The 6,509-nt window shown below is 33.2% G+C and carries 11 protein-coding genes; 1 reads left to right on the top strand and 10 read right to left on the bottom strand.

Going from position 1 to position 6,509, the window contains the following annotated elements:
• The 10 genes from ACP5S8_RS07420 to ACP5S8_RS07375 all read right to left on the bottom strand — a co-directional run.
• Window positions 1-499, bottom strand: a 499-nt coding sequence (locus tag ACP5S8_RS07420) for a tetratricopeptide repeat protein (RefSeq protein ID WP_461876325.1), incomplete at its 3' end; no start/stop codon positions are given.
• 8 nt (window positions 500-507) lie between these two features.
• A complete protein-coding gene (locus ACP5S8_RS07415) occupies window positions 508-2,127 on the bottom strand; it encodes an HDOD domain-containing protein (RefSeq protein WP_461876324.1) in 1,620 nt (539 codons plus the stop codon).
• Window positions 2,128-2,383: 256 nt separating this feature from the next.
• Complete coding sequence (locus ACP5S8_RS07410; protein WP_459894110.1) at window positions 2,384-2,758, bottom strand: DsrE/DsrF/DrsH-like family protein; 375 nt, start codon at window positions 2,756-2,758, stop codon at window positions 2,384-2,386.
• A gap of 94 nt (window positions 2,759-2,852) precedes the next feature.
• On the bottom strand, window positions 2,853-3,491 hold the full coding sequence (gene ispD / locus ACP5S8_RS07405; protein ID WP_461876323.1) for a 2-C-methyl-D-erythritol 4-phosphate cytidylyltransferase: 639 nt from the start codon (window positions 3,489-3,491) through the stop codon (window positions 2,853-2,855).
• Entirely contained in the window at window positions 3,492-3,839 is a 348-nt protein-coding gene (locus ACP5S8_RS07400; protein WP_461871190.1) for a hypothetical protein, read from the bottom strand.
• A complete protein-coding gene (locus tag ACP5S8_RS07395; protein WP_461871189.1) occupies window positions 3,836-4,324 on the bottom strand; it encodes a 6-pyruvoyl trahydropterin synthase family protein in 489 nt (162 codons plus the stop codon). Before ACP5S8_RS07395 ends, ACP5S8_RS07400 begins: the two co-directional genes overlap by 4 nt.
• Window positions 4,325-4,570 (bottom strand): sulfurtransferase TusB, encoded by a 246-nt coding sequence (locus ACP5S8_RS07390; protein WP_461871188.1) that lies wholly within the window; start codon window positions 4,568-4,570, stop codon window positions 4,325-4,327. It abuts the gene before it with no gap.
• A complete protein-coding gene (locus ACP5S8_RS07385) occupies window positions 4,564-4,902 on the bottom strand; it encodes a DsrE family protein (RefSeq protein ID WP_461876322.1) in 339 nt (112 codons plus the stop codon). Before ACP5S8_RS07385 ends, ACP5S8_RS07390 begins: the two co-directional genes overlap by 7 nt.
• Before the next feature lies 1 nt (window position 4,903).
• On the bottom strand, window positions 4,904-5,212 hold the full coding sequence (locus ACP5S8_RS07380; RefSeq protein ID WP_461871186.1) for a DsrE family protein: 309 nt from the start codon (window positions 5,210-5,212) through the stop codon (window positions 4,904-4,906).
• A complete protein-coding gene (locus ACP5S8_RS07375; protein WP_461871185.1) occupies window positions 5,209-5,451 on the bottom strand; it encodes a sulfurtransferase TusA family protein in 243 nt (80 codons plus the stop codon). The genes ACP5S8_RS07380 and ACP5S8_RS07375 overlap by 4 nt, the downstream gene beginning before the upstream one ends.
• A gap of 311 nt (window positions 5,452-5,762) precedes the next feature.
• Here ACP5S8_RS07375 and ACP5S8_RS07370 point away from each other — a divergent pair.
• On the top strand, window positions 5,763-6,509 hold a 747-nt coding region (locus ACP5S8_RS07370; protein ID WP_461876321.1), incomplete at its 3' end, for a DUF4339 domain-containing protein.

Raw genomic sequence — 6,509 nt, 5'->3', positions numbered from 1 at the left:
AATTTAGATTTTTTATGTAATCTTTTATGTCTTTTTTAGATTTGTATATATTTGCCAGTTGGTAGTAAGCTTGTGGTCTTAAGCTACAATAATCGTTTGTTATGCATCTATTTAGAGTATCTATTGCTTCTTTAGTTTTGTGCTCTGCTTGTAATATTATAGCTTTGTCTAAAATTGCTTGATAGTAATCTGGTTTTATGCTTAATGCTTTATCTATATTTTTTATAGCTTTTTTATAATTACCTACGTTCGCATAAGCAAGGGCTAGCTTATCGTAAGCTTTATAGTTGTATTGGTCTTTTAGTATAGCCTTTTTAAAATTTGCTATAGCAGCTGCGTAGTTCCCGGCGGTTAAACTAGCCATCCCTATGTTGTAATAATACTCTGAGTTTTTGTTAGATAACTCTTCTATATTGTGGGTATTTTGGGCACAAGAATACATACTTAAAGCATAAAATAACAATACAAAAGCTATATAAAAAACATTGTTACGTTTCATTTGTTATATTATATATTACTTACGTAGAGTTGGTTTATTGTCTTTCTTATGATTGATTTAAAATCGTATCGTAGATTTTCTGGGGTTATTTCCTGATTTAGACCAAAATCTTTTTTTAACAAGTTTTTTACGCTTTTAATAAGATTATTATAAAGCTCCTCGTCTTCCATGTAAGATGGAAAATCTATCGTAAATTCTACAATGGTGTTAAAAAGCCCATAGTTTACGCTTTCTATATCTATGTCGTTTCTTAAGGTCATTATTATATATCCCTCAAAACTATCCAATATAGCCTTTAACTTGCCTATATCTTCTATGCTATCTATATCTTTTAATATTAAGATATCTAAAAAGCTTATGTCTTCGTAAGACGGGATTTCAAAAGTATTTAAGTCTATAACCCCTAATATGCCTTTTTGGGTTTCTTTAATAAAATTTATAACGTTTTCTATTTTAAACATAGTATAGGCTTTATCTTCGTATCTTACACAGACCCTTTTTAGTTTTACAAGCGTTTGTGTGAATATTGTGTAAAAATCTTGAAGTGCTTTTGGTATTTCTGATTTTTCCTTCTCTTTTGCGTTTTCTCCTTCTATAGTTGGAGTGTAGTTTATTTTTTGTATAGAAGTACTTATTTCTTTTGAAATTCCTAAATCTCTTATTGTCAGGTTTGCGTCGTTTATAGCATTTTTCAAAAAGCCTGAAAACTTTATGCTATCTATACCAAATCTGTTTAACCTATTTAGCATTACAAACCCAGCCTTTTCATCGTTTTGAAGTATAAACTTTACACCAAGTATAGAAAGATATATTGTAAAAGAGAGGTTTATGGCTTGTTTTGATATTTGTAGTTTTTTGCTGGTGCTGTATTTGTAGTAAGGTGCATAAGAGGAGTATCCTATAATTATACTTTTGATAAAATCATCAAAACCGTAAAACACCTTTTCAAAATATTCTTTGTTTAATTTTATCATATCTTTTCCAAACATATCTTTTTCAAACACTCTTGATATATAAGAGTATAATTTTGATGGTGTTTTTATTAAATTTAGTATTTGGGTTTTAATATCGTTGTATTTGTTTTTGTTTAGGAAATCTATAACAATAAGAAGCCCGTCTATCATAGATAGCATGAGAAGGTCGTAAAATCTACTCTTTTGAGTGCAAGCGATTTGGCATATGTTGTCAAAAATGGCTGTTTGAATTATGAGTATTTGCTCTATTTCTGTTAGTTCTTTTAACTCGTCTTTGTACTCTGTGATGGCTTCTTTTGATATAGCTTTTAATGTAAAATCTCTTATCCTCGATAGTCCAAGCCTTATAATGGCGGATTTTATATCTTTTATATCTATTCCTTTGTTTGAATAAGCGTTGTTTGCAATCTTTAATATATCTTCTTCTAATGTCGGCATATTTTTTATAAGAGCGTATATCTTATCTATGTTGGTGTTTTCATCGGTAAGCTCCATTATAATAGGCATTACTCCCTTTATAAAATCGTGAGCTTCAAAAGCTTCCAAGACATCTGTTTCTATCTTAAGCTTTGGTTCTTTTCTTATGCGCTCTGGTTTTTTGTGTAGTTTTATGGCTTTTTGTAATGTATCTTTTGATATAGGTTTCTCAAACAAAAGCCCTACACAGTTGTTGTTTTGATTTAAATTGTCTAAGACTACCTTTGCTTTGACCTCTTCTTCTATTATCTTTATGGAAAAGTTGTTATTTTCTAATATAGTTTTTAGAGTATCTTGACTTGATTATTGTATGAGAGCTCCTTCGTAGGATATATTTTTTATAACACCGTAAGGAGTTTCTATATGTGTATAAAATCTTAGGTGTTTTCTGTTGTTCAATGTTGTTTAAGGGGGCTTAGAGCCCCCTAGTTTTTTACCAGGTCACTACTTTGCCAGCCATTCCAAGGCTTGGTAGTGCTGCGGTTGGCGTTAGTAGTGGGAAGTCGTAGGCCAAATCTTCTTCTTTCATACCGTTTAAATCAAGGGATTGTTTGCAAGCTATCATTTGCACACCGTTTTGACGGGCTAAGTTGATAAAGTAAGATATTGGTTGTCCGCCTTCCATTGGGTAGGTGTTTTCAGCTACACCTTTTTTAAGAAGCTGTGTGGAAGGACCCGTAAAATACATAACTACGTTCATGTCTTCTGCGGCGGCTGTTGAAGCTAAGAAAAATGCGGATGGCAACCTTGCTGGGTTTTCTGGACCAGTTAAAAGTATCACCACCAAATCAGGTGCTTTTTGTTCCATAGACTTCCTCCTTTTAAGAATATTACAATAACATAATAAAATTAATTTTATATGCTGTCAATAAGATTTTCTTATAAAATATTTTATGAGTTCTTTACCTTTGTAATATCTTGTCAAAAAATGGAATATCTTCTGGGTATGTAAGCTTTATATTCCAATAAGAGGACTCTACTATGCCCACGCTGTATCCATAATACTCTAAAAGATAGGCATCGTCAGTGGCTTTTACACCATCTTCTACTGCTTTTTCGTGGCAATACCTTATAACATCTGTTTTAAAACATTGGGGCGTTTGAGCTAACCATACGTTGTCTCTTTGAATAGTTTTTAAAACACCATTTTCTAGTTTTTTTATAGTATCCCTTGCTTTTGCAGCTGCTATCTTCCCATCGTAGTTTTCAAGCTCCATAACCTTTTTAAACACCTCTCGGCTGGCGAATGGTCTTGCGCTATCGTGTATTACTACTATGTCCTCTTTTACAACTTCCAAGGCAAACCTTACAGAATCCTGTCTTTCTGCGCCCCCATATACAAACTTTGCTCCAAATTTATGAGCATCGTATAAAATGGAAGCTTCTACATCTTGAGGGACTGTCATAACTATTTCGTTGAAAAGGTCTGCCACTTTTCTTAGAGTGAAATTGTATAGTGGCATATCTCTAAACTTTATAAACTGCTTTTTTATGCCTGCTCTTTTCCCTAGTCCAGCTGCTAAAAGTATCAAAGAAGGCATCTAGTCTTCTTTTTTTAAGCTTATAAACTCTACCATCTCATCTTGAGGTATATGTTCTAATATTGGTATAAGTTCATCTTTTGTATCCACCACAAATCCACACCAAACCATATTCTTAACTTCTGATTCAAGCACCTCTCTTAAAAGTCTATCCAAAAACTTCTTTTTTGACTCTTCGTTTTCTTTATCTAATTCAAACTCTATAACTTCTGCAAGCTCTGGGTCAAAATCCTCTAAGTTGTCTTTTGGACTAAACACCGCATACACCTTTATAGGGTTTTTGCCTATTTTCTCAAGCTCTTCATACTTTTTGTCTATAAATTCTTTTACTTTGTGCCTTACGCTCATAGTCCTTCTCCTATGTATTCAGCTTTTGAGGTTTTTGTTTCCCAAACAACTACTTTATATATGTTCACTTCATTTAGAAGTCCAGCTTTTTCAAATTTCTCTTTTACATAATCGTATATATATTTTGCCAAGGCTTCTGCTGTAGGGCAAAAATCTACCACCGTAAGCTTTAACCCATATTCTTTATTTAGTTTGTTAAAAGCCTCAAACAGAGGGTCGTTTTTGTCTATGATAAAACTATGGTCAAATTGGTCTATAAGAGGGTTTAGGGCGCTTTTAAGATGATGAAAATCCATAACCATATCTTGATTATCAAGGACGTTTGAGGAAAGCACAACCTCTATTTCGTAGCTGTGACCATGCAGGTTTACACACTTATTTTCTATGCAATCAGAACCCAAGCTTGAACCTCTTGAACAAGATAAGTTTTGTTTCCAAACTCTATGCCCAGCTTCGAACCTAAAGATTTTTGATATATACCACATTTACCACACCACCACGTTTTTAGCTTTTATTATGAGTTTTGATATGTCTTCCCAACTAAGCAAAAACTCTTCTTGAACTTTTAGACCTCTTGCAGATACATCTTCTTTGCACAAATACCAATTCTTGTTTGGTGCTCTTAACACCGCATCTTGGATAAGTACTACAATATCGTTTTCCGAAGGCAAGCTGCTTTTAAAATCTCCAAACTTTCTTACAAGCCAAATTGTGTTTGGATTTTCTACCATATGAGCACCGCCTTAGACTTAGATATTATCTCTTTAACCTCTTCGGAAGATATGATTTTAGGTTCTATGATAAATTCGAAAGGTTTTAAGCCCCTTGACTCTATACAAGAGTTTTCCGCATAAAAGTTTATGTTCAACATGCTCATTTGTTCTAACATCTTTTCAAAACTGGCCAGTCCTAAGGCTTCTGGACGCCATTTTGTCATGGCGTATATACCGTCTCCGGTGAATATTACGTTCGTATCGTTTGTTATACCGCTTGCAGCGGCAAGCCTCAACCCTTCGTGGGCTTTCCAAGAAAAAGGTTCTGATTTAAGTATAAAGCTTATCATATTAGTTAAAGTTTATGACCTTGTCAAACTCTGATATTTTCCTAAACATATCGTAAGAGGAGCTTGATATAAAGTTTTGAGACTTTATTGACTCTTCAATCCCTCTTTGGCGAGCTGAATGAGCACAGTATATTATCTTTATGCCCATATCTAAAAATTGTTTTGTCATATCGTAGGTAAGCCAGTAAGTACCGTTGCCACTTAAAAATATAGTAATATCAGCCTTATCCACAAGGGCTTTTGATAGTTTATATACGCTGTCAAAGTCTTTTGAAAAGGGGTTTGATGTAACTACTATAAGTATGTTCATTTTGCTTTTCTAACGATTATCTCCCATCTTTTATCGTCTATCTTGTTGGTGGCAAGAACCTCTTGACCCTCATCTGTCATACTCTTTGGTACGCTAACCGCCGATGGTTCGTAATCCACTATTACCCTTAATACCTCTCCTTTTTCCATGGTCTCTAAAACCAGCTTACTTTTCACAAATGTAAAAGGGCAAATCTCACCGGTGATATCAAGCTCTTTGTTTATTTTAAAATCACTCATCTTAACAATGATAATATTATTAAAATCCAAATACTATGATAATAGATATAAATTTTAACATTATGAACATGTTTCCTTATGAAAAGGAAATGATTATGTTAAAATTTCCTTATGAAAAGGAAAGATGTGTTCAGACAAATCATCGCTGAGTTCTATCAATGGTCTTTCCAAGGTTTTAAATAGAGAATCTAATTCTGGAGCAAAGTTTTAAATATGTGTTATAATTTTTTTGTGGTAAGTGTTCAAGATGTAATGAACTTGTATACAAAACGTGATATCATAGAATTAATAAATTATAAAAGGAGGTTATGATGTGGTTTTATGCTAAAGATGATAGACAAATAGGCCCTGTTTCTGAAGATATTATAGTTGAGCTTATTAGAAATGGTGAGATAACCAGAGAAACCAAGGTTTGGAGAGATGGATTCCAGGATTGGAAGAAATTAGAGGATACAGAATTAGTTAAATATTTAGTTGAAGCTCCTAAAGCACCAAGTTATATATCTAATAAATCTATTGATAATACTAATGTGACAAATAAATCTAGTGAAAATTTAAAAACTTTACTAATAGTAATGGCTTCTGTTTTAATTACTGTAGTTGCTTTATCTATCGGGTATGTTTTTATCATAAAAAATAAATCTTCAAAAAGTAATGAGGTTAATAATTATAACCAACCACCGGTTGCTACTAACCAACCTCAACCCTCCCAAGCGCCACCTCAACCTCAATATCAACAACCACCTTCACAATCTACTTATGCATCGCCTCAAACACCACAAGCTTCTACTCAATATCCACCATCTCAATACTCTCAAACTAATGAAATTGCAGCTATAGATTTGGTAGTAGAAAACTACTATTCTAATATACCAAACAATCTTGAAGTATCTTATGAACAATTATCTCCAGAACGCCGAGCTACTATGCGGTATGATTCTTGGGCGTATGGCTATGTTTCAACGCTGTATGATAAACTTCAAAGTATAAAAGTTTTAGAACTAACACCTGATTATGCTAAAGTTTTTGTGACATTTCAATCCAAAGACATTGCAAAC

The sequence above is a fragment of the Hydrogenobaculum sp. genome, assembly GCF_049967395.1.
Classification (GTDB): Bacteria; Aquificota; Aquificia; order Aquificales; family Aquificaceae; genus Hydrogenobaculum.
This window is presented reverse-complemented; position numbering and strand designations above follow the sequence as displayed.